The sequence below is a fragment of the Mycobacterium sp. genome, assembly GCF_049281135.1.
Lineage (GTDB): Bacteria > Actinomycetota > Actinomycetes > Mycobacteriales > Mycobacteriaceae > Mycobacterium.
In genome coordinates this window covers 1-2546 of the sequence record NZ_JBAPRN010000031.1, presented here as the reverse complement: position 1 = coordinate 2546, position 2546 = coordinate 1, and the positions used below count along the sequence as shown (strand labels likewise).

Below are 2546 nucleotides of genomic sequence, written 5' to 3'. Positions count from 1 at the left end.
CCGCATAACCCAGCCGTTCACGTAATGGCGCAGGGTGTGCGGCGTGGCGTGTTCGGCCGCCAGGGGCGGGCAGTGGATGGCGGCGGTGGCGACGTGGCGGGCGACGATGGCGCCGACGGTGTAGCGGCTGAGCGGGCGGCCCTGCCGGGTGGGGAACAGCGGCTGGTCCGATTGGCTATGTAACTCCTTGGTCCACGCGGTGGCCGTGACAGCGTTACCTGGCCCCATCGTGGCGGAGGTAGGTGGCCCCACTTTTCGACACGCCGGGCGGTTGTGACGGAGCTATTTGGCCCCCCCGGTGACCGTGTCCCTTGTCGGTTTCGGTGACCGGGAAGGGGCGGGCTGTGAGGTCGAGGGTGGAGTTGTTCGAGGCGATCCGGCGTGATCATCGCCGGGAAGAGTTGTCCATCCGGCAGTTGGCGGATAGGCATCGGGTGCACCGGCGCACGGTGCGGCAGGCGTTGGAGTCGGCGGTTCCGCCGGCGCGCAAGCCGCGGGTGTTCGTGGCGCCGGTGCTGGACCCGCTCAAGCCGCTGATCGACGCGATGCTGCGTCAGGATCTGGATGCGCCGCGCAAGCAGCGTCATACCGCGCGGCGGGTGCTGGCCCGGCTGGTCGATGAGCACGGCGTCAGCGACATCTCGTATTCGACGGTGCGTGACTACATCGCGAAGCGTCGCCCGCAGATTCTGGCTGAGGCCGGCAAGGCGTTGGAGGCGGGATGCGTGCCACAGACTCATGAACCTGCTGCTGAGGCCGAGGTGGATTTCCACGACTTGTGGGTGCTGCTGCGTGGGGTGAAGACGAAGACGGCGCTGTTCACGATGCGGCTCTCGTGCTCGGCTCGGGCGGCGCATCGGGCGTCGCTCTCGCAAGGGCAGGAGGCGTTCCTGGAAGGACACGTCTACGCCTTCGACCGGCTCGGCGGTGTTCCGACCGAGCAGATCCGCTATGACAACCTCAAGCCCGCCGTGTCGCGGGTGCTGTTCGGCCGCACCCGGGTCGAGACGCAACGCTGGGTGGCGTTCCGCTCCACCTATGGCTTCGACGCGTTCTACTGCCAGTCCGGGCATGAGGGCAGCCATGAGAAGGGTGGAGTGGAGGGCGAGGGCGGCCGGTTCCGACGCAACCACTGCGTCCCGATGCCGCGAGTGGACTCGATCGCTGAGCTCAACGCGCTGCTGCAGACGTGGGACGACGCGGACGATGCCCGCCGGGTCGGCAACAGGACGACGAGTGTCGGGCAGCACTGGGCGATCGAGCGGCCGCTGCTGCAACCGTTGCCGGACGAGCCGTTCGACACCACGCTGACGCTCACACCGCGGGTGGACCGCTACGCGCAGGTCATGGTGCGCTGTAACCAATACAGCGTGCCGGCCCGGTTCATCGGGCACCGGATGCGGGTCAAGCTCAGCTCGACGGCGGTGCGCATGTTCGACCGCGACGCGCTGGTCGCCGAGCATGAACGTGCGGTCGGCAAGGGTATGCAGGTCCTCGAGCTGGATCACTACCTGGAGATCTTGCTGCGTAAGCCCGGCGCGCTGCCGGGCGCGACCGCGCTGGTCCAGGCCCGCGCCGCAGGCGTGTTCACGGTCGAGCATGAGGCGTTCTGGGCCGCGGCCCGCAAACAGCTCGGCGACCCGGCCGGGACGCGAGCATTGATCGAGGTGTTGTTGCTGCACCGCCACCTGGACCGGCACGCCGCGCTCGCGGCGAGCAGCCCGGTGATCTCGCCCGGGTCGAGGTAGCTGACGATGCTGGAGTCGTGGCGTTTCGTCGGGATCGCCATCACCCTCGCGATGGTGTGCGCGTGTTCGGGATGTTCCAGCGCCGCGTAGCGGTAGAAGGAGTGGATCGCCCCGAGCCGGGCGTTGCGGGTCCGGGCGGTGTTGCCGCGGTCGTGTTCCAGGTGGGTGAGGAACGCGCCGATCAGCGGGGCGTCGAGATCGTCGATGTCCAACTGGAACGGCGCTTTCCCGGTCCGCTGCTGCGCGAAGGTCAGCAGCAGCCGGAACGTGTCGCGGTAGGCGGCGATGGTGTGCGGACTGGCGTTGCGCTGGTTGATCAACCGTTCGGTGAAGAAGGCTTGCAACGCTGGCGCGAGCGGGCTCATGACAGCACCTCGGGCAGCTGCTCGAGCCGGGCGCTGACAAGTTTCAGCAGTTCGGGGACGCCGTCGAGATACCAAAATGTGCTCGCCGGGTCGGTGTGGCCGAGGAAGGTTGACAGCAGCGGCATCTTTCGGTCGACGTCCTCGCCCGCCCGCAACCAGCCGAGCAGGGTGCGCACCGCGAAGGTATGACGTAGGTCGTAGGGCCGGGGCCTGGCCCGCGCGCCCTGGCCGTCCAGGCCGATCTGGCGGATCAGCGTGGTGAACGCCTGGTTCAGCTCGTGGCGTCCGACCCGTGCGCCGCGGGCGGAGAGGAAGAACGCCGGCGTGGCTGGCTGCGGGTGGCGGGCGTCCCGCAGCCGCGCGTAGTAGGCCAGGGCGGTGATGGTGCTGTCGTGCAGCGGGAGTTCGCGTTGCTTGTGCTGCTTGCCGGTGC

2 protein-coding genes and 2 pseudogenes are annotated in these 2546 nt (G+C 68.6%); 1 reads left to right on the top strand and 3 read right to left on the bottom strand.

Features of this window, described 5'->3' with window-relative positions; genetic code table 11:
* Positions 1-228, bottom strand: a pseudogene (locus WAN02_RS01235) (hypothetical protein); the annotation flags it as partial.
* Positions 229-344: 116 nt separating this feature from the next.
* On the opposite strand from WAN02_RS01235, the gene istA reads away from it, so the two are divergent.
* Positions 345-1748: an IS21 family transposase gene (istA, locus tag WAN02_RS01230; protein WP_422262060.1), complete on the top strand. Its 1404-nt coding sequence runs from the start codon at positions 345-347 to the stop codon at positions 1746-1748.
* Between the two features lie 86 nt (positions 1749-1834).
* Here the strand turns inward: istA and WAN02_RS01225 are convergent.
* Together WAN02_RS01225 and WAN02_RS01220 are read right to left on the bottom strand one after the other, a co-directional pair.
* A pseudogene (locus WAN02_RS01225) lies at positions 1835-2113 on the bottom strand (site-specific integrase); the annotation flags it as partial.
* Positions 2110-2546, bottom strand: a 437-nt coding sequence (locus tag WAN02_RS01220; protein ID WP_422262058.1) for a tyrosine-type recombinase/integrase, incomplete at its 5' end; no start/stop codon positions are given. The pseudogene WAN02_RS01225 and the gene WAN02_RS01220, both read right to left, overlap by 4 nt.